Source organism: Pseudoalteromonas sp. P1-16-1b (assembly GCF_001401785.1).
Classification (GTDB): domain Bacteria; phylum Pseudomonadota; class Gammaproteobacteria; order Enterobacterales; family Alteromonadaceae; genus Pseudoalteromonas; species Pseudoalteromonas undina.
In genome coordinates, this window is the sequence record NZ_LKGQ01000003.1 from 30,534 (window position 1) to 50,996 (window position 20,463).

General features: G+C 40.7%; 17 protein-coding genes. 9 read left to right on the forward strand and 8 right to left on the reverse strand.

The features are described 5' to 3' along the window. The gene (locus AN392_RS03000) at positions 1-3,033 is read left to right on the forward strand and encodes a TonB-dependent siderophore receptor (RefSeq protein WP_055011782.1); all 3,033 of its coding nucleotides are present in this window, start codon (positions 1-3) and stop codon (positions 3,031-3,033) included. A 65-nt stretch (positions 3,034-3,098) separates the two neighbouring features. Here the strand turns inward: AN392_RS03000 and AN392_RS03005 are convergent, their stop codons facing one another. From AN392_RS03005 to AN392_RS03030, 6 genes are all read right to left on the reverse strand, one after another. After that, the gene (locus tag AN392_RS03005) at positions 3,099-3,542 is read right to left on the reverse strand and encodes a PA2169 family four-helix-bundle protein (protein WP_008468186.1); all 444 of its coding nucleotides are present in this window, start codon (positions 3,540-3,542) and stop codon (positions 3,099-3,101) included. A 172-nt stretch (positions 3,543-3,714) separates the two neighbouring features. Continuing rightward, positions 3,715-4,653: a LysR family transcriptional regulator gene (locus AN392_RS03010; protein ID WP_008468187.1), complete on the reverse strand. Its 939-nt coding sequence runs from the start codon at positions 4,651-4,653 to the stop codon at positions 3,715-3,717. Between the two features lie 16 nt (positions 4,654-4,669). Then, entirely contained in the window at positions 4,670-6,388 is a 1,719-nt protein-coding gene (gene aceK / locus AN392_RS03015; protein ID WP_055011783.1) for a bifunctional isocitrate dehydrogenase kinase/phosphatase, read from the reverse strand. A 183-nt stretch (positions 6,389-6,571) separates the two neighbouring features. Next, positions 6,572-7,063 carry a DUF4124 domain-containing protein gene (locus tag AN392_RS03020; RefSeq protein WP_055011784.1) on the reverse strand — a complete coding sequence of 164 codons (492 nt, stop codon included), beginning with the start codon at positions 7,061-7,063 and terminating at the stop codon, positions 6,572-6,574. 145 nt (positions 7,064-7,208) lie between these two features. Beyond that, complete coding sequence (locus AN392_RS03025; protein WP_055011785.1) at positions 7,209-8,705, reverse strand: DUF3413 domain-containing protein; 1,497 nt, start codon at positions 8,703-8,705, stop codon at positions 7,209-7,211. A 5-nt stretch (positions 8,706-8,710) separates the two neighbouring features. Beyond that, positions 8,711-8,923 (reverse strand): DUF1414 domain-containing protein, encoded by a 213-nt coding sequence (locus AN392_RS03030; RefSeq protein ID WP_008109847.1) that lies wholly within the window; start codon positions 8,921-8,923, stop codon positions 8,711-8,713. Positions 8,924-8,986: 63 nt separating this feature from the next. On the opposite strand from AN392_RS03030, the gene yejK reads away from it, so the two are divergent. Then, a complete protein-coding gene (gene yejK / locus AN392_RS03035) occupies positions 8,987-10,003 on the forward strand; it encodes a nucleoid-associated protein YejK (RefSeq protein WP_010389625.1) in 1,017 nt (338 codons plus the stop codon). Positions 10,004-10,418: 415 nt separating this feature from the next. Here the strand turns inward: yejK and rne are convergent, their stop codons facing one another. After that, the gene (gene rne, locus AN392_RS03040) at positions 10,419-13,634 is read right to left on the reverse strand and encodes a ribonuclease E (protein ID WP_055011786.1); all 3,216 of its coding nucleotides are present in this window, start codon (positions 13,632-13,634) and stop codon (positions 10,419-10,421) included. Positions 13,635-14,410: 776 nt separating this feature from the next. Here rne and rluC point away from each other — a divergent pair. Then, positions 14,411-15,370, forward strand: a complete 960-nt coding sequence (rluC, locus tag AN392_RS03045) for a 23S rRNA pseudouridine(955/2504/2580) synthase RluC (protein ID WP_008109857.1) — start codon at positions 14,411-14,413, stop codon at positions 15,368-15,370. Further along, positions 15,367-16,026, forward strand: a complete 660-nt coding sequence (locus AN392_RS03050) for an HAD-IA family hydrolase (protein WP_055011787.1) — start codon at positions 15,367-15,369, stop codon at positions 16,024-16,026. The genes rluC and AN392_RS03050 overlap by 4 nt, the downstream gene beginning before the upstream one ends. Here AN392_RS03050 and AN392_RS03055 read toward each other — a convergent pair whose 3' ends face one another. Next, the gene (locus tag AN392_RS03055; RefSeq protein ID WP_055011788.1) at positions 16,027-16,623 is read right to left on the reverse strand and encodes a nucleoside triphosphate pyrophosphatase; all 597 of its coding nucleotides are present in this window, start codon (positions 16,621-16,623) and stop codon (positions 16,027-16,029) included. It abuts the gene before it with no gap. Positions 16,624-16,754: 131 nt separating this feature from the next. Between AN392_RS03055 and yceD the strand changes: the two genes are divergently transcribed. The 5 genes from yceD to fabG are packed head-to-tail and all read left to right on the forward strand — an operon-like array spanning position 16,755 to position 20,249. Then, entirely contained in the window at positions 16,755-17,279 is a 525-nt protein-coding gene (gene yceD / locus AN392_RS03060; protein WP_008109862.1) for a 23S rRNA accumulation protein YceD, read from the forward strand. A gap of 9 nt (positions 17,280-17,288) precedes the next feature. Then, the gene (gene rpmF, locus AN392_RS03065; protein ID WP_008109865.1) at positions 17,289-17,459 is read left to right on the forward strand and encodes a 50S ribosomal protein L32; all 171 of its coding nucleotides are present in this window, start codon (positions 17,289-17,291) and stop codon (positions 17,457-17,459) included. Positions 17,460-17,471: 12 nt separating this feature from the next. Further along, the gene (gene plsX, locus AN392_RS03070) at positions 17,472-18,509 is read left to right on the forward strand and encodes a phosphate acyltransferase PlsX (RefSeq protein WP_055011789.1); all 1,038 of its coding nucleotides are present in this window, start codon (positions 17,472-17,474) and stop codon (positions 18,507-18,509) included. A 55-nt stretch (positions 18,510-18,564) separates the two neighbouring features. After that, complete coding sequence (gene fabD / locus AN392_RS03075) at positions 18,565-19,491, forward strand: ACP S-malonyltransferase (RefSeq protein ID WP_055011790.1); 927 nt, start codon at positions 18,565-18,567, stop codon at positions 19,489-19,491. Positions 19,492-19,502: 11 nt separating this feature from the next. Then, on the forward strand, positions 19,503-20,249 hold the full coding sequence (gene fabG, locus AN392_RS03080; protein WP_055011791.1) for a 3-oxoacyl-ACP reductase FabG: 747 nt from the start codon (positions 19,503-19,505) through the stop codon (positions 20,247-20,249). The last annotated feature ends 214 nt before the right edge of the window (positions 20,250-20,463 follow it).

Here is a 20,463-nt window from a genome sequence, read left to right on the forward strand (position 1 = left end):
ATGAAAATCACGCCATTGTTAATCAATGTTACTCATAAGGGTGTAAAAAGTAATTTAAAGATTAAAAAAATGATAAAAATCTATAGAGGATTTTTGTTTGCTAACTGTTTATATAAGTTGCGCAGTAACCATACGTGTTATTTAAGTCCGCTGGGACTCGTTGCACCGCTGTTTTTTAGTATCAGTGTGCACGCGAGTCAAACTGAGGGACAAATGATGCAGTTTGATATAAAAGCGCAACGAGCAGACAAAGCCTTAATAGAATTTGCTAAGCAAACAGAACAAACTGTGGTTTTTTCGTATGAGCTTGCTAAACAGTACGAGGCAAATTCATTATATGGATTTTATTCTCAACTCGATGCGTTAAACGCATTGTTAGCTGAGACTGAGCTCGATGCGGTTGTTGATCAAAATGGTTTACTGAGTATTAAACTCAAACAAATCAATAGGAAAGATAACAACATGATGAAGCTTTCAGGAGTTAGTGCTGCCGTATTACCTGCTTTACTTGCAGTTAATTCACAAGGAATAAATGCCGCTGAACAAAGCGCAGAACAAAACATCGAAAAAATTGCTATTGTAGGTAGTCGTGTCGCAGGACGTTCAGTTGAAGACTTACCTGTCCCCGTTGATATTTTAAGTGCAGAAGCACTCGAAAACACCGGCCAGACAGAAGTTGGCCGCATGCTTCAAGCTATCGCACCTTCTTTTAACTTTTCAAGTTCATCTATTAGTGATGGTACTGATGCATTAAGACCCGCAACCTTACGTGGCCTTGGCCCGGATCAAACATTGGTATTGATCAATGGTAAGCGTCGTCATCAAGCCAGTATTATCCACATTAATACCTCCGTTGGTCGTGGTACTGCGGGTACTGACATGAATGCGATTCCAGCCTCAGCTATTAAACGTATTGAAGTACTGCGCGACGGCGCTGCGGCTCAATATGGTTCGGATGCAATTGCCGGTGTTATTAATATCGTGCTAAAAGATGGCAGCGAAGGTGGTAAAGCGGCCGTTAACTACGGTGAGTACTCTGAAGGTGATGGCGAAACCGTTAATATCGACTTTAATAAAGGCTTTGCTTTAGGTGATAACGGTTATTTAAATACAACTATTAACTACCGTGATCGTGCACCAACTAACCGTGCAGGCCTTCATGGCTCATGTCAGTTCTATGGCTGTACTGAACTTTCTGATGGTACCTTGCTTGCAGGTGAACCACGCGAATTAACCGCACCGCGTGATACATTCAGAATTGGTGATGCTGATTCACAACAATTTGGTTTAACAGTTAACACCGGCTACGAATTAGGAGCGGGTGAACTATACGGTTTTATTACCTATTCAACTCGTGATAACGAATCAGCAGCATTTTTCCGCCATAATGCCAATGCAGGTGGTAACCCGGTACTTCAAGATGGCGATGCAACTATCCCAGCTGGTTTTTTACCTAAAATAAACACCACGATTGACGATATTTCATATAACTTTGGTTATAAAACTGAATTTGATAACGACTCAAGCTTAGATTTATCGTACACCTATGGTGAAAACAGTATTGACTACACGACTAGCGATACTATTAACGGCTCTTACGCGAATTTTTTACGTTATGATCAAGGCCTAAGTGCAGCAGATATTCGCGCCACGATTCCACGTCAAGGTTATGCTTATGGCATGGAGCTATCACTGCAAACGATCAATCTTGATTTTACTCAAAATTTTGATGACTACTCATTGGCAATGGGTGCTGAAATTCGTACCGATGAGTACCGAATTTTAGAGGGTAGTGAATATGCATATCGCGATTACGATACCAACAACGGTGTTAATATTTACGATGGGCTAAGCGGTGGTATTGGCAGCGAAAACGCATCCGGTGGCACACAAGGCTTTGGTGGTTCATCCCCAGCGTCGTCGGTTGATGAGTCGCGTGATGTGATCTCGTTTTACTTAGACGCTGAAGCTTACGTTATTGAAGATGTAATTATCTCAGGGGCGTTACGTTACGACAATTACAAAGGGTTTGGCGATACAGTTAACTTTAAACTAGCCGGTAACTGGTCAGTAACTGAAGATATTTCACTTCGTGGTGCGCTAAGCTCAGGCTTTAGAGCACCTTCAATGCAGCAGTTGTATTTTAACAACATCAGCACACAGTTTGTTGTAGGCCCTAATGGTAACTTAGTGGCTGAAGAAGTGGGCACCTTTAGAAACGATTCAACCCTTGCGCAAAGTTTAGGTATTCCTAAGCTCACAGAAGAGAAATCTCAAAACCGCAGTTTAGGTATCGTTTATAACGTAAGCGATAATATTAATGTAACCCTAGATTACTACTCAATTGATATTGACGACCGTATTGTAATTAGTAATCGCTTAGGTAAAGGCTTATCAAGCAGTCTTGATGCTGCGTTATTAAGTTCAGGTGCGGGTGCAGGGCAGTTTTTCTTAAATGGCGCTGACACTGAGACACAAGGTATCGACTTTGTGGCTACATGGAATACAGAAGGCCTTGGCGGCACGCTTGATTTTACTTTAGCGGCTAACTTTACAGAAACCGATGTCGTGTCGTTATTTACACCTGCAGGTTCTGGGCTTGAGACCGTGCCAGTTGATGATGTGTTTTCTGATCAAGAAATTTCTATTATTGAAGAATGGCAACCAGAAGATCGAATTAACTTAAGTGCACTTTATCGTCGCGACGACTGGACCGTAAACCTATCGCTTAATCGCTTTGGTGAATACACAGTGGAAGATGGCGGCCGCCAGACTTATGGTGCTGAAATTTTAACTGACATCAAAGTAAATTACTTTGTGACTGACGATTTATCAGTAAATATTGGCGCAAATAACTTATTTGATGTTTACCCAGATGAAAACACCATAGGTAATTCACGTTCAGGCACAATTGTAGATGCTCAAGGTAACACCATTGTCAGCAGCGATGGTGTATTTAAGTACTCACGTCGTTCAGCGCCATTTGGCTTCAACGGTGCTTACTACTACGTAGGTGCAGAGTATCGCTTTTAATGAATAACTCTCCTATTGTTATTTAACAACCAAAGGGCCGTAAGGCCCTTTTATCGTTTTTAAACTTAATGTTTTTGCATTTTACTCATTTCAGCATGGCAGCTCTGCATAGTAAGTAATACTTTTGATAACGCTGCTTCACAATCATGAGACTGAGGCTTTTTCAACGCTACTTTAATTTCTTCTAAGGTTTTGTCTTCTACTTCCTCAAGCTCTTTAACGTAGGTTTGATCGTTATCGTTAGCAAATTTACTAATCAAAGTAGTAAATGCACGGCGTGCTTCTACAACAAACGACGAGCCATCTTCGCGCTCACCTTGTTGATTAATTGCGTAAGGTTGTAAACTCTCCACACTGACTTTACGAGCGTCAATCATACGTTGGAATAGGGCTCCTATAGCGGGGTCTTGTACTTTATCTTGTGCTGTTTGGTAAAAGTCGATGCCGCTATTCATTACTTGGATAATGTCGGTAATATGATTTATTTCTTGTCCTTGATGGGTGCTCATAATAATGACCTCTGTTAATTTAAAATACAGTCATTATCAAGCAAGTGCTATTCCAAGTAGGTTTTGTTTTTTAAGCTTTTGTATTTGATGGTTTTTAATTATTTTTTATAGTTTGGTATGCTTGCTAACTAGGCGTTAGCAAGCAAATTTTACATTAAGGTATGTAAGAAAGTTATTTTAGCTCATCCGCTACTTCAGCTACTTTTTGGCGTAACCAAATATGACTAGCATCTCTGTGTAATAAAGGGCTCCATATCATATCAAGTTCAAATGGCGGGATAGGAAAGGGGGGCTCCAGTATTTTAAGCCCAGGATCGTCTAAATAAATATTGGCCGCTTTTGAGGGCAAAGTCGCAACTAAATTTTTCTCTTTGGCTAAGTGAACAGCCACATGATAGTTACGAGTAAAAGTGGCAATATTACGGTGTTTACCAAAATGCGCCAGTGCCTCATCAACCCAGCCCAGCTTTTGCACATCTTTAGGGTCCATCCCCACACCAACACCAAAGCCTGTTTTACTTACCCAAATATGGCGAGCTTTTAAATAGCTGTCTAGGCTAAAGTTTTCAATAATGGGGTTATCTGATTTTACTAAACAACAAAAGCTATCTTTCCAAATACGTTTATGGTGAAACGATTGTGGTAAATTTTCAAAGCGGTTAATCGCCATATCAACTTTACCGTTTTCAACATCGTGAAAGGTAACATCACTAGGAGTTAAAATATCTAAGGTGGTGTCGGGCGCTTCTTCGTGTAGTTTCCCTAATAAACGCGGTGCCATGGTACTGGCCGCGTAATCACTGGCCATGATCCTAAACACTCGCTTACTTTGTTTAGCTTCAAACTCACGATTAGGTGCCAGCGTTTCTTCAAGGGTCATCAAGATTCCACGAATCACAGGCTGCAACTCAATAGCACGCTCAGTCGGTACCATACCATCGCTGGTACGCACTAAAATAGGATCATTAAAAAGGTTGCGTAGGCGTTTAAGTCCGTTACTCATTGCCGGTTGAGTAATGCTAAGCTGGTTTGCAGCACGAGTAACATTACATTCGCGCAGTAATGTATCGAGGTAAACCAGTAAATTTAAATCTATTTTACTTATATTCATTGTGTGTCCTTAACGTTTACCAATAATGGATAAAACGCTGTGCTGTAGGATAGGGATAAATATGACTCACCTTTCCATTTTTTATATTTTGTTGTGCTTGTTTCCAAAAGTTAACATCAAGTAATTCAGGGTGCGTGCTAGTTAAAAATTGTTTATATGTTGGATTAGGCATTACAAAGGTACATAGCTGCTCTGGAAATACATCTTGAGGTGCAACCGAGTAACTTTGTTCGTCCATTAAATAATCGTCATAACTTTTTGCTTTAGGTAGCGCTCTAAAGTTCATGTCTGTTAAATATTGCACTTCATCGTAATCATAAAAAATAATCCGTTTGTGCTTACTTACACCAAAGTTCTTTAACAGCATATCGCCAGGGAAAATATTCACGGCAATCATTTCTTTAAGCGCCTGCCCATACTCTTCAATGGCATCGGCGGCACTTTTTTCGTCTGCATTTTCTAAAAACAGATTCAGCGGTGTCATCCGTCTTTCAATATATAAGTGTTTTATAATTAACCAGTCACCCTCAATTACCATTGATGAGCCAATGGTTTTGTGCAACTGTGCTAACAAGTTACTATCAAATCGTGCCAAAGGAAATACGACGTTTGAATACTCTATGGTGTCAGCCATTCGGCCAACACGGTCGTGGCTTTTAACCAGTTGATAGCGTTTTAATACCGTTTCGCGACCAAATGGCTTACTTTCGCCAAATTTATCTTTGATGACTTTAAATACATAACCAAATGAGGGCAGGGTGAATACCATCATCACCATACCCGGTGTACCTGGAGCAATGGTAAATTGATCATTAGAATGAGTTAAATGATTCAAAAACTCACGGTAAAATTCAGTTTTACCTTGTTTATGAAAGCCTATGGCGTTGTAAAGCTCGGCGAGGGTTTTATTCGGCATAAGTTGATTTAAAAACCGCACTAACGCTGAAGGAGCATGAGTTTCTACCATAAAGTAAGCTCGCGCAAAGCCAAAAATAACCCGCATTTGCGACGACTTTGTAAGTAAGGCATCTAAATAAAGGCCTTTATCTTCATGGTGTAACACGGCAATAATAAAAGGCTGAACGCCACTTTGCGATACAACGCGCCCCACAATGTATGCGGCTTTATTGCGGTAAAACGGCGTGTGTAATATATCAAAACGCATTTGCCAATGCTGGTGGTGAGTATCGGGAGCTTGCTTATAAAACGCTTTTACTAATAAACGAATATCACGCTCAAGGTTGACAAAATCGGCTTTAAAATCAAAGTGGTTAATAATGCGTTTAATTGTTGGTTTTAAACCATCCACGACGGGGAAGTAACTTCTATATTCAGCCTCTACTGGCACTGATGGCGCATCTTTGAGTGTCGCTTCAACAAAAATAAAGTCATTATGAAAATAGCGGCGGTGGTATAAGCGGCAGAATACAGAGTTATAAAATGTTTCGGCAAGCTCAGCCTGCGGGTGAAAACATAAAAAATGCTGGTAAATTTTTTTTACTTCAAGCCATAAACTTTCGTTTAGCTGGTCTGTTTGTTGGCGTTCACGTAAGGTTTTTGTGGTTTCGTTAACTCGATCATCATAATAGCTAATACGTAGGCGGCTAATATCATTGATTGCTTGCCAATCTCTTTTAGCAAACGCATAAGGTGCTTTTGCTGTTGTTCTTTGAAACAGCAGGTAATGTTTTTTAAATCCGGTTAAAATTAACTCAGCAATTTGGCGTGGTTGCATCAGTACTCCTTAATTGACGCCTTTAGGTGTTTAGCAAAGTGCCGGTGGATACCATTTAATTTGTAAAAGCGGGTCAAAGGAAATTGCATCACTAAACACGTATTAGAGTTCGTACTCTATAGTTGTTAAGGGTATGTTATTTTATGTTTAAAACCAAGCAAATTAAGATGATATTTATTTAAGTTAGTTAGAGTCTGTTTGGTAGGCATCAATCTTTTTTTGTAATTTCTTAATTCGTTTTTCAATTAATTTTTTTTCTTTTTTATATTGCTTATCTAAACTTTTTTGCGTTTTTTTAATATCTTTTCTAATTCGTTTTTTATCATCGGCACTTAATATATGATTCAAGCGTTGTTGTTGTTTAAAATCAGCTCTATCTTTCTCTCGCGAAAGTATAGCGAGTTTATGCTGGTTACTGCGCAGCTCCGCCTCTAAGTTAGTAATTATGGTGTCGCGTTCAAGTTCGTTTAACTGCTTAGTGTAGTTTATTTCTTCACCTGCTTGTTTTGGCTCGGTGGCAGTTATTTTATGCATGGTTGCATTGTTACTACAGGGCAATTGTGAAAAGGTAGTCCCTTTTGGGGTTACGCATTTGTAATAGGTAGTTTGGGCTAGTGCAAGAGAGCTAAAGCATAAAAGGCAGGCAGTAATGATCAGATTAATAACGTTGAACATAATGATGATCCTTTGCGCATTCTGATCGAGTTAAAATGTTTTAATCCTAAAAACTATAACTTAGCTGAGGGGGATAGCAAGTGCAAAGGAGTAATAACAGAAACTAAGCGAGTCAGTTTTAATGGCTCGCTCATATTATGAGGTGCTATTGAGAAAACGTTTTAAGCTTTTTAATACTGTGCACTAAAAACGGAATATCAAGTCCTTGCTCAATTGAAAACCCTTCAGCTGCGGAAATATTTCTAAAGTTTCCATCACGATCAATCAGCGTAATTCTATCTTTTTTATAAGCAATTACGACGCCTTGTGAGTAATTAACGCCAATGTTATTACTTTTATTGTATAAGTTTTTCCCTAACATTGTCTGCTCTGCAAGCGTATTACAGTTTAAGTATTGGCCAAGGCTAGTAGCAAGAATGTCACTAGGTTGAATTAAGCCATTCACTTTAGAAATAAACTTATCTGAGCTATACAAGGTTGACGTGGTCACTATTTCATTGCTGTTTTGAGACACACTAAATGCAAAAAACTCAGTAGTGTCATCGCGTACAGTCGTATTTTCATTCGCTTTAATAACCCTGATTGCGCCATCTTTGTGTGCTTGCTCGTTAATAAAGCTCAGCTCATCAATACCAAATACTTCTACACTACGGCGTTGGCTTTGCCAAACAGGTAAGGTTTGTTGCTCAATAATGTCGGTTTTATAAAATGCAGGCAGGCCATACACCAAACCAAATAGCATGTCGCTATGATCTGTGGGTTGTAAAAACTGCTGATTTTTATAAATGCCTTTTTTGCTAGCAACAAATTTTGCTAACTGTTCGTCATTATCAAACACTAAAATATCAACTTTAGCTGCGTTGTAATCTTCACATTTTGCTAATGGGGTAGGTATTTGGTAATTAATACCTTGGTTATTAATTTTAACATTATGGGCTTGCTCGTAGCTTTCAACATCCAGCAAATCGTTTTTAGCGAGTAAGCTCTTTGCCGTAGTCGGGTACGAAAGCGGTAATACGTTATCTTGTTTTGTGATATCAAATTTTAAATTTGCATCAGCCCAAATATGAATACTGTGGCTTAAGGCAAAACAGATAACTAAAAAAGAACCGGCATAACGAGCAAATTTAAATTGCTTTAAACGCCCTAAATGGTGCCAAGTAAAGTTACTAACCGTAAGCTGAAAGCCTAAAATAAGTAACACAATACTGCCAGCAAGCAAGGTAGTAAGCGCAGGTGAATTTGTTAAGCGGTGCCACAACAACGAAATAATTTCAGGCAGCGCCGAGGCATTTAAGTGATAGCCCAAGTTAAAATACACATAAGCGTCCAAAGTCAGTATTGAAGCACCTATTGTTGCTATCACTGCCGCCATACCACGAATATGCTGCGGGTAGGGAAACACTAAACTTAAAGGAAAAACTGTCAGCACAAACGCTAAAAAGGCAATAAAGCTGGTGTGGCTTAGCCACGTAACCACCATATAAGTGATACCTATATAAGTAGTGGGCGGTGAGTCGGCAAATAAATAGCTTAAGCTAATTAAAAGCGCTAAACCAATATTGGCAAATGTAAACCAATGGCCCCAACTTAATAATTGACTTGCTTTCGATGAAAACTGGTTATGCTGCGATAAATTCATAGAGTTTATTTAACCGACTGAGCGAGTGCTTTTGCAAAGTTCTCAGTAACAGCTTGTCTTTTCCCTGTTGGTACATGCTCTTTTAAGATATGCGTGATAGAATTTCCTAAACACATAAGACTTAAATCAACCGGCGCATTGTGTTTTGATAAAACATCAATAAGCTGATCGACGATTTGTTCTACTTCTTCATTAGAGTATTTTGATAAGATTGGCATCAGTTGGTTCAATAAAAATAGTTATATTCCCGTATTTTAACACCAGAGGCGTGAAAAACAAAGATGGCAATAGATGTTAAAAAATTAGTCGTGCACTATGTAGACAAAAAAGATGACGACACCCAAATTCACCTTCGCAACGACGAAATGATGATCAACGACAAAGTTGCTGTATTCATTGAGCAATTACACCACGCCTACAACGGCAAGCCAGGCAAAGGTTTTTGTGCTTTTAGTGGTGAAAAAAACAGTATTGTTGCCTCTACTATGCAAAGCTATCGTAATAATGAGCTTGGCTTTTGGCATATGACCGAGCAGGCATCAACGGTATTAAAAGAAGAGTTAGATAAATACGCCTTTAATGAAACTGGCTACTTAGTATTTTGTCATTATCAGTACGTGGCTACTGATTATATGTTGATTGCCATGATCAACATTAAAGAGCACTACTCCATGACTTCAGAGCTTGATTTAGCCGCATCGCGCCATTTAGATATTTCGCGTATGCAATTGGCTGCTCGCATTGATTTAACCGCATGGGATACCCAAGCAGACGACAATCGTTATATTTCGTTTATTAAAGGTCGTGCGGGGCGAAAAGTGGCTGACTTCTTTTTAGATTTCTTAGGTTGTGAAGAGGGCATTGATCCTAAGCAACAAAGCCAAGTAATGCTAAACGCGGTAGAAGACTACTTATCAGAGCAAGAATTTGATAAGTCTGAAAAAGACGATTTACGTAAGCAAGTATTTGATTATTGTAACGACTGTGTCACTACTGGAGAAGAGGCTAATGTAAGTGAACTTTCAGCAACGCTGACTAAAGGCGACGACAACCCGTTTGAGAGCTTTTGTAAAGAGCAAAGCTATGACCTAGAAGAGTCATTCCCAGTCGATAAGAAAACAGTAACGAGTATGGTGAAGTTTTCAGGCTTAGGTGGCGGTGTGAGCATTAGCTTTGAGCGTAAGCATTTAGGTGAGCGTGTGACTTATAATGAAGCCACTGATACCTTAGTGATCAAGGGCATTCCGCCAAACCTTAAAGACCAACTACAACGTTTCATGGAACAAGAGCAGGATTAAACTCACGGCGGGCTGCGAGCTACGGGTTTCGGGCTCAGGCTCGTAACCCTAACCCCGCAGCCCGCCCCGCTAACTTTCGATTATAATTTTACCCTCTAAAAGCGCAGCGTCTCTTAGCCCTCTTTGTGAACAATTTTCTTAAGATCTAATTGCACTAAGAGAAGAGAATGAGGATTAAATGAGAAGATAAAACAGGTATTAGCAGATAACTGGTAGACGTAGAGCTTGCTCACGTGTGAAGCGAAGCTTCAAATGTTTTAACCTTTAACCTTTAACCTTTAACCTTTAACCTTTAACCTTTAACCCACTCCTCGCAGTCCGAACCCCGTTGCCAGTTACATAAATTCCAAGCAATAAAAAAACCGCGTTAAAATCAATTAACGCGGTTTTTTTAGCTTTTAACTAAACTTAGTGCTTATTCAGCATTAAGTGTTTTAGTCATTGCTGAGCTAGCACGACCTGCAGGTTTTACTGAGCCAGGGCGAAGGCCACTGTCAGGGATTAACTCACGTTTGTCATGTGCCATTGCAACTGATGTATGCTTGATTTCGCTATCAGCTACAGGTGTTGGCTGTGCCATTGGCGCACTTGCATGTCCAGCTGTAATCACTGTTTTAGCGTTTACATTAGCTGAGCTAGCTTGCGACACTTTCTCAGGCTGACTTTCAACTAAAGGCGCTTCTTTAGCTTCTACAGGTGTTTCAGTAGCACTAACCGGTGCGGTTTCTGCTTCAACAGCGACTTCTTCAGTTTTTACTGGTTCTTCAGTTTTTACTGGTTCCTCAGTTTTCACTGGTTCTTCAGCTTTCACTGGTTCTTCAGCTTTCACTGGTTCTTCAGTTTTCACTGGTTCTTCAGTTTTTACTGGTTCTTCAGTTTTCACTGGCTCTTCAGCTTTCACTGGTTCTTCAGCTTTCACTGGTTCTTCAGTTTTCAATGGTTCTTCAGCTTTCACTGGTTCTTCAGCTTTCACTGGTTCTTCAGTTTTTACTGGTTCTTCAGTTTTTACTGGTTCTTCAGTTTTTACTGGTTCTTCAGTTTTTACTGGTTCTTCAGTTTTTACTGGCTCTTCAGTTTTCGCTAATTCTTCTTCAACAATGTTTTGCTCAACTGCATCAGAGGCATCAACGGCCGTTTTATGTGCTTTTGCTTTTAGCTCTGCTTCATATTCAGCTGCAGCTTGATCAGCAACGGGTACAAACGCAGGCGCTTCATCAGACTTTTCTTGCGCGTTTTCACCCTCAGGGCGACGACGACGCTGACCTGATGCACGAAGATGACGTGGTGAACGACGTGAACGAGTGCGTGTTTGCTCTTGTTCTTCATCTTGTGATACTGCGTTATCGTTTGAATCAACAACAGCTTCTGCTTGTTCTTTAGCAGGTGCAGGTGCTTTTTCATCTGATACAGGCGTTTGCTTTTCAACAACAGGTGCTTGCTCTTTCACTTGTGGCTTTTCTTCTTTCACCACAGGTTGCTCAACAGGTTGTTCTATTGTTTGAACTTGCTCAGCACTTTCGTCTTGTACGCGAACTTTTTTGCGTAAATTACGACGTTGACGACGTACTTTAGGCTTTTGCTCTTTTGGCTCAGCATTCTTATCAGATTTAGGTGCAGTATCAGCTTTTTGAGTTGCCTCTGCTTTTACTTGCGTTTTATCTTCTGTTTTATGCTCAGGACGTTTACGCGTATTTGAATTACGACGGCGCTTATTGCGGTTTTCATTCTTTTCTTGCGTATCATTTACAGGTGCTGACTCATTTTTAGTTTCAGAATCTGTATTACGTTCGTTGCGTGGTTTATTACGTGGGTTATTATTGCGACGACGTTGGTTGTTGTTTCGACGACGATTATCATTGCCACGGTTGTTATTGGTACGCTCTTGAGATTTCTTATCTGTAGACTCTTGTGTTGTTTGCTCACTTTCACTTGCAAATAACGACTTAATCCATTTTCCAAGTGCAGTAAATAAGCCAATTTCAGCTTTTGCTTCTACTACCGGCGCTGCTTTTGCTGCTGCTTGTGGAGCAGGGCTAGAAGGCACAACGACACCTTTAAGCTTCGGCTCTTCACGTACAGGTGCTGCTGGCGATTTAGACATTTCAAATGCTTCAGGCTCAGGCGCAACAACTTGCTCATAACTTACTGTTTCAAGTGTTTCGTCTTTACGTAAACGCATAACTTCGTAATGTGGTGTTTCCATGTGTTGATTAGGAATAATCACTACATCACATTTATGATGCTTTTCAATGCGGTGAACGCTACGACGCTGCTCATTTAATAAATAAGCGGCAACGGCAACAGGCACTTGTGCGTTTACTTGTGCAGTGTTGTCTTTAATCGCTTCTTCTTCAATCAAGCGTAAAATTGATAGTGCAATTGACTCGTTTGAACGAATAGTACCTTGACCACTACAACGTGGACAAACACCTTGGCTTGCTTCACCTAGTGAAGGGCGTAATCGCTGACGCGACATTTCAAGTAAACCAAAGCGCGAAATTTTGCCAATTTGTACACGGGCACGATCTGGGCGAGCAGCATCTTTTAAGCGGTTTTCTACTTCACGTTGATGACGTGGAGGTGTCATATCAATAAAGTCGATAACAATTAAACCACCCAAGTCACGTAAACGAAGTTGACGTGCAATTTCATCCGCTGCTTCTAGGTTGGTGTTAAGTGCTGTTTCTTCAATATCACCGCCTTTTGTTGCTTTAGACGAGTTGATATCAATAGAGGTAAGTGCTTCAGTAGGGTCAATAACAATTGAACCGCCTGACGGTAAACGCACTTCACGTTGGAACGCAGACTCAATTTGGCTTTCAATTTGGTAATGCGTAAATAATGGTGTGTCACCTTGATAAAGCTTAACGCGGCTCATAAAGTCAGGACGAAAACGCTCAATGTGCGCTTTAGCTTCTTCAAAAACACGTGGCTTATCAATTAAAATTTCACCAATGTCACGACGTAAATAGTCGCGAATAGCGCGGAAAATCACGTTACTTTCTTGGTGAATTAAGAATGGTGCTTTAGCACTGTCTGCCGCTTGTTGAATGGCTTCCCAGTGAACTAATAATGCTTTTAAATCGTAGTTTAGTTCTTCAAACGATTTACCAACACCCGCAGTACGTACAATTAAGCCCATACCTTTAGGTAGTTCTAGGCGGCTTAGCGACTCTTTAAGTTCAGTACGCTCATCACCTTCGATACGGCGAGAAATACCGCCAGCACGAGGGTTGTTAGGCATAAGCACTAAGTAGCTGCCGGCAACACTGATAAAGGTAGTTAATGCTGCACCTTTTTGGCCGCGCTCTTCTTTATCAACTTGTACTATTACTTCTTGACCTTCTTTGATCACGTCGCGAATATTCGGACGACCATGGAAGGTGTAACCTTGCGGGAAGTAAGTACGAGCAATTTCTTTTAATGGAAGGAAACCATGACGATCAGCACCGTAGTCAACAAATGCCGCTTCTAAAGATGGTTCAATACGTGTGATTTTGCCTTTATAAATATTGGCTTTTTTCTGTTCGTGACCTGGGCTTTCTATATCTAAATCATATAGGCGCTGGCCGTCAACCAGTGCTACGCGCATTTCTTCTTGCTGCGTTGCATTGATTAGCATACGTTTCATAATGTTACTCTACTAGTTTGTGTCGCTGACATGACGATGTTTTTCTCGCCTGTTCAGGTGTTCCTATTTTTAGAATGTGCAGCCTCACGACTGGGTCTTTAACGGAACGGCTCTGTATTTTGGTACGCAGTATTTTAAATGCCGGCAAACAATAGGGTGTTATCACGCTATTAAATTCTAAAGGGATTCAAATGTGTCGGCTGTTTAGCTCAATACTCATTTTATCCAGAAGTTGGCCTGTCATATCAATCTTATTAAATGCATTCATATTAGGTGCGTAGGGCTCTTTAGGTTCAAACCATAGTTTCGCTTTTAAAACTACCGTTATCTATTTTATGAGCAAAAATCGCTACCGATGTTAATGAACGCTTATTTATTAGATTTTTTTAGTTCTAAATAAGCTGCTGTACGGTACTACTACAATATTTGAGCGAATTCTGAACGGCGTGTTTTTTACGCCGTCACTATCAGACAAATTATCTGTTCATTGCTTTTACTATCACATTAAAAATCAATTCATGTTCAAACTTAACCAGCAATATATTACGCGCATTGCCGTTAGTTGTGCGCACGTGTTGACTGGGTATGTATAAAAGCTTTGGAAAACTTAACTCGGATCTGTATGATCGGTTACCCAGAATGTGCATCACGAATGTTTTGTTGTGTTAAAAAGCACCGTTGTTATTTGCAAATACTAAATATTTGCGCTGCTTATTATCCCACTATTATAACCGTGTTAGCAACTAAATTATTTTACTTAAATCAGTGATTAGGCAATGTCAGAAAAAACCGGCTTACAAGTATCTTTTGTCACGATCAACGAAGACCACCTAGGTCAGCGTATTGATAACTTTCTTATTACCCATTTAAAAGGGGTGCCTAAAAGCGCAATTTATAAAATTCTTCGTAAAGGTGAGGTGCGTGTTAATAAAAAACGCATCAAACCTGTGTATAAATTGCAGCTAGACGACGTTATTCGTATACCGCCAATTAGAGTGTCAGAGCGTGAAGAGTTTGTACCATCAAAACTCGATAAAGTAACGCGCCTCGAAGACGATATATTATTTGAAGATAAATACCTGATTGTTATTAACAAGCCATCAGGCATGGCTGTGCATGGCGGAAGTGGCTTAAGCTACGGGCTTATTGAAGCATTACGTGTTTTACGCCCAGAAGAGCGTAGCCTAGAGCTTGTGCATCGTTTAGACCGCGATACCTCAGGTTGTTTACTCATTGCTAAGCGCCGCTCAGTGCTGACCGCTTTGCATGAGCAATTACGCGAAAAAACCATGGAAAAAAATTACTGGGCATTGGTAGAAGGCCAATGGGACTCTAAAACAAAAAATGTAACGGAAGGTTTGCGTAAAAATACCCTAAAATCGGGTGAGCGCGTAGTACGTGTTGATAATACCGAGGGCAAACCGTCGCATACCCGTTTTAAAGTGCTTGAACGTTTTAACGATTGCTCATTAGTACAAGCATCCCCTGTAACCGGTCGTACTCACCAAATTCGTGTGCATACTCAGTGTCAAGGCCATGCTATTGCTTGTGATGATAAGTACGGCGACCAAGGATTTGATGAGTCAATGCGTAAACGCGGTTTAAACCGCTTATTTCTACACGCGCATGATTTAAGCTTTTACCATCCTAAAAACGAAACCACTATGCGAGTAGAAGCACCGCTGGATAAAGCACTATCAAGCTGTTTAGTAAAACTTAGAGCAGCAAAGGCGTGATCGTAACCTCAATAAAACATTACAAGCTGGTGATTTTTGATTGGGATGGCACCATTATGGATTCAATTAGCAAAATCGTTAATTGCATTCGCAAAAGTGCCCAATCACATAATATTGAGCCGCCAAGCGATACCGCTAGTAAAAATATTATTGGTTTATCGCTTGAAAACGCAATCGCAACCTTGTTTCCTAACTACAGCGAACATCACGAAACGCTTATTGCAGGTTATAAACAGCAATATGCACTTGATACCACCCCAACACCGGTGTTTGATCACGTTGCACAGGTACTCACTGAGTTAAAAAATCAAGGCATAATATTGGCGGTTGCCACAGGTAAAAGCCGAGTAGGACTGGAACGCCTTCTAGATGAAAGCCAGTTGCGTCACTTTTTTAGTGCTACGCGAACCAGTGACGACGCTAAATCAAAACCCGCTCCCGATATGCTTTATCAATTGCTTGAAGAGCTAGGGGTAAGTGTTGATGAAGCGCTAATGATAGGCGACACGCAAATAGATATGGCAATGGCAAAAGCCGCAGGTATGGATAGAATAGGGGTAACCATGGGCGTGCACGACGCAGCGCAATTAAACGAGTTAACCCCGATTGCAACCGCTGACAACTATCAGCAGTTGCAAAATATATTACTCGGCTAATCAGTTAGTTTGCGCTGCTAATACATCAACACCAAACTCAGCCAGTAATTGGCTGAGTTTAATGAGTGGTAAACCAATTAAACTATTTGGATCATCACCACTGAGCTTTTCAAATAAACAAATACCCAAGCCTTCACTTTTAAAACTACCTGCACAGTTATAAGGTTGCTCTGCATCGCAATAAGCACTTATTTGCGCCGTTGTTAACGTTTTAAAGGTCACATTAAAGGGCTCAACAATAGTTTTGCTTTGTTTAGTATGAATATCGTACACACATAAGCCAGTTAAAAAAGTGACCGCTTGCCCGCTAAATAAGCTCAATTGCTTTATTGCGTTTTTTTTATTGTGCGGCTTACCTAGTATTTGCTGATTAAATACAGCAACTTGATCTGAGCCAATCGCGAGGCCTTGGTCAAAATGATCGATGGCTGCAGCCGCTTTTAATTCACTGAGGCGCTTAACAAGCGTGCTTGGTGTTTCGTTTTTATGCGGCGTTTCGTCAACATCTGGCGAAAACGTTTCAAACGGCAGATTAAATTTTTGTAATAAAGACTGCCTAAATGGCGAGCTTGAGGCTAATATAAGGGGGTGCTTCATGGCATGTTTTCCTAGCGTAAATCAGATTGAGTTAGGATAAATCAGATCCGTGAGTAAAACACGTGAAAAACAACGTAAAATTGGTTTTTTACTTTGACTAACTTACTAACTATCTATATGATGCAGCCCCTATGCAAAAGGTGAAAATTCCCATCACCCTTCATCCGGGCAAAGCAGCTCAGCATCGTTTAAAGTATGACGGCGTTGTACCGCTTGAGAAACTTCCTCGTTTACGAGGGGTTATCCAGGAAGAAGTAGGTGAAATAGCGGTAAAAATTCATTGCAAAAACGATGAGCAAGGTTTAGTTGTGATTAGTGGCAATTTGTCCACACACGTAACTGTCACTTGTCAACGTTGTAATGGTGATTTAGGGTTGGATTTGGATCAAGACTTTGTGTATTCGCCAGTCGGTTTGGATGCAGAGTCAGATGATCTTCCAGAAAGCTACGACGAAGTAGCACTTGATGAAAATGGTGAAATAGACGTATTTGAGTTAATCGAAGACGAACTTATTTTAGCAGTGCCATTAGTGCCTACCCACAACGAAGCTTCATGCAGTTATACAGCAGAGCCTGCCAGCTTTGGTGTTTTAAAGGCGGAAGATGATAAACCAAATCCATTTGATATTTTGAAACAACTTAAGAAAGATTCTTAGGAGAAGACTATGGCTGTACAAAAAAGCAAAAAGTCTCGTGCAAGACGCGGCATGCGCCGTTCACACGATGCGATCAGTGGTCCAACTTTAACTGTAGACCAAACATCTGGTGAGACTCATCGTCGTCACCATGTGACTGCAGATGGTTACTACAAAGGCGTTCAAGTAATTTCTAACTAAGAGATTGCTTATATGCTGACTAATCTAACCATAGCGTTAGATATGATGGGGGGCGATTATGGCCCCCGTTCATCTATCCCCGCAGCCGTTCGTGCGGTAAATGCTAATGCCAACTTAAAACTCATTTTATGTGGCAACGAGCAAGTAATAGCTAAACAATTAGAATCACTCGATTCACTTTCTCATCCTAGATTAATTATTCGCCATTGTAACGACGTTGTTACCAATGCCTGCGAACCCGCTGTTGCTGTACGCTCAAAAAAAGATTCCTCCATGCGAGTTGCCCTTGATTTAGTTAAATCGGGTGAAGCGCAAGCCTGTGTTAGCTCTGGCAATACAGGGGCGCTATTTTTTATGGCGCATTACGTATTAAAAATGCTTCCAGGGGTGAAACGTCCCGCACTTATCTCTGCTGTACCTACTGAACGTAAAAACCCCGTTTACTTACTCGATTTAGGCGCCAACGTGCATTGTGATGCACAAATGTTGTATCAGTTTGGCATTATGGGCTCTGTGGTTGCAGGTCAAGCACTTGGCTGCGATAACCCTAAAGTGAGTTTATTGAATATTGGTGCTGAAGATATAAAAGGCCACGAAGAAATTAAGCAAGCCGCACAATTAATGCAACAAAGCGAGCTGATTAATTATATTGGTTACAGTGAAGGCGGCGATATTTTTTCTGGCAAGGCCGATGTTATTGTCTGTGAAGGTTTTGTTGGCAATGTTGCACTCAAAACCTGTGAAGGCATTGCTAAACTTATCATGAAAAAGTTTACCCGTGCCCTTGAAAAGCACGTCGTTTACAAGTGTATGGCGTTTATGTTGGCGCCAATCATAAAAAAACTCTATAAAAGAGTGAACCCCGACCAGTATAACGGCGCTTCTCTGGTAGGATTGCGCGGTATTGTTGTTAAAAGCCATGGAAATGCCTCAGCTAAAGCATTTCATGCCGCAATCGACGAAGCAGTGAAAGAAGTAGAACGTCAACTTCCAGATAAAATAGCTGCTATTTTCGAAAAAACACATTCTAAAGACACGGCGGTTGAATAACAGTTAACGTGCCGTGTTATACATTATTTATTTTGTTTAATTAAAAGAGCAAATTATGGCACAAAAAATTGCACTTCTTTTTCCAGGTCAAGGCTCGCAAACTGTGGGTATGTTACAAGAGCTACTAGCGAGTTCTGACATAGTAAAAGCTACATTTGCAGAAGCTTCAACCGCACTTGGTTACGACCTAGCAGACCTTGTACTTAACGGTCCAGAAGAAAAACTAAATCAAACACACCGTACTCAGCCTGCACTATTAACTGCAAGCGTGGCTATTTATCGTCATTGGTTAGCTGCAAACCCAGATGCAGACGTCGTTATGGCAGGTCACAGCTTGGGTGAGTATTCAGCTTTAGTATGTAGCGATGTGATCAGTTTAAGCGAAGCCGTAAAACTGGTTGAAAATCGCGGTTTTTACATGCAAGAAGCCGTACCTGCTGGTGTAGGTTCTATGGCCGCAATCATTGGTTTAGGCGACGATGAAATTAAAGCCGCTTGTGCAGCAGCGGCACAAGGTGAAGTGGTTTCTCCAGTAAACTATAACTCGCCAGGGCAAGTGGTTATTGCCGGTCATAAAGATGCAGTTGATAGAGCCTCTGTTGCTTGTAAAGAAGCCGGAGCAAAACGTGCATTGCCATTATCGGTAAGCGTACCGTCACATTGTGAACTAATGAAACCAGCTGCTGAGAAATTAGCCACCGATTTAGCTGCTTTAACATTTAATACACCTAAGTGTGATGTAATCAATAATGTTGATGTAAAAGCAGAAGGTTCAGCTGATGCAATTAAAGAGGCATTAGTACGCCAGCTATATAGCCCTGTACGCTGGACCGAAACGGTACAAGCACTGGTTGCACAAGGTGTAACGCAAAGTTATGAATTTGGTCCTGGTAAAGTACTAACCGGGCTTGCAAAACGTATTGATAAAGCGATGGTGTGTGGTTCAGTTAACGACCTTGCATCAATCGATTCAGCTAAATAAGAGTATATAAAATGAGTAATTTATTTTCTTTAGAGGGCAAAGTTGTCCTGATCACTGGCGCTAGCCGTGGTATTGGTAAGGCCATTGCAAACACATTAGTAGCACAAGGTGCAAAAGTAGCGGGCACAGCAACAAGCGAGTCGGGTGCAGCTAAAATTAGTGACTACTTAGGTAATAACGGTAAGGGCTATGCGTTAAACGTAACTGATTCTGCATCGATTGAGGCGACATTAGCGGCAATTAAAGCCGATTTAGGTGATATTGATGTATTAGTAAATAATGCAGGTATTACGCGCGATAACTTATTAATGCGCATGAAAGAAAATGAGTGGGACGATATTATCGATACCAACTTAAGTTCTATCTTCCGTTTATCTAAAGCCGTACTTCGCCCAATGATGAAGAAAAAGAACGGCCGTATCATCAATATCGGCTCAGTAGTGGGAACTATGGGTAATGCGGGTCAAGCCAACTATGCAGCCGCTAAAGCGGGTGTTATCGGCTTTTCTAAATCACTAGCGCGTGAGGTAGCCTCTCGTGGAATTACTGTAAATGTGGTTGCACCTGGTTTTATTCAAACGGACATGACCGATGATTTGACAGATGAGCAAAAAGCAGCAACGCTTGCAAACGTACCTGCGGGTCGTTTAGGTCAGCCAGATGAGATTGCAGCTGCAGTATGTTATTTAGCATCTGACGCCGCTGCGTATGTATCAGGTGAAACTTTGCATGTAAATGGTGCGATGTACATGGTTTAAGTTCGCAATGCGAATTAAATAAACTACAAATTGTATGCGGGTTTGCTAAAAAATATTGAATTTTTCGTAAACTTGCTTTAAACATACTTGAAATCGCTGTGAAAATAAGCGATAAAAGATAAAATAAACACTCAAGAGGTTTGACCAGCAAATTATTTATGGTCAAAAGATTGAATCAGAGAATTATCGGACGTAAACTACGCCGCAATCTGAA